A 620-nucleotide genomic window follows, 5' to 3' on the forward strand; every position below is an offset into this window, starting at 1 on the left:
TACCGCCGGTGTTGGCAAAGTGGCCGGCGCTGATGCTCAGGGTGGTGCCGGCATCAATCAGGCCTTTGGGGCCGTTCTGCAGGGCGTCGTTCTGCAGGGTGCCGGTCACGGTCAGGGTTTGGGCGGTGCCACTGGAGAGCACGCCACCGGTGTTGGCCAGGTTGGCCGCGGTGACGGTCAGCGCCTTTTGGCTCACCAGGGCACCGTTGTCGCCGTTGTCCAGGGTGCCGGTCAGGGTGGCGGTGAGGTCCCCTGCCTTGCTGGACAGGGTGCCGCTCTGGCGGTTGCTCAGGGTGCCGCCGGTGACGGTGAGGCCCTGCCAGCCGGAGAGCAGACCGCCATTGTTGGTCAGGGTGCTGGCCTGGACCTTGAGCAGGCCCTGGCTGATGAGTTTGCCGCGGGTGTTGTCCAGCCCCTGGGCAATCAGGGTGAAGGTTTGGCTGCTGCCGATCTCGCCGGCAGTGTTGGTGACATCCTTGAGGCGAGCGAAGCTGAGGAGGCCGGTGGTGGTGATGAGGCCGCCGGTGTTGTCCAGGTTGCCCGTACCGCCGGCACGCCCCAGGTCCAGGCCGATGGCGGCTTCGCCGATCAGGCGACCACCCTGCTGCTTGAATTCGCCC

At 67.4% G+C, this 620-nt stretch carries 1 protein-coding gene; it reads right to left on the reverse strand.

Translation table 11 applies throughout. The features are described from left to right. Positions 1 to 620: hypothetical protein (locus RND78_RS27885; protein ID WP_312733464.1), on the reverse strand; the 620-nt coding region annotated here is incomplete at both ends.

The sequence above is a fragment of the Pseudomonas oryzihabitans genome, assembly GCF_032027545.1.
Classification (GTDB): domain Bacteria; phylum Pseudomonadota; class Gammaproteobacteria; order Pseudomonadales; family Pseudomonadaceae; genus Chryseomonas; species Chryseomonas oryzihabitans_F.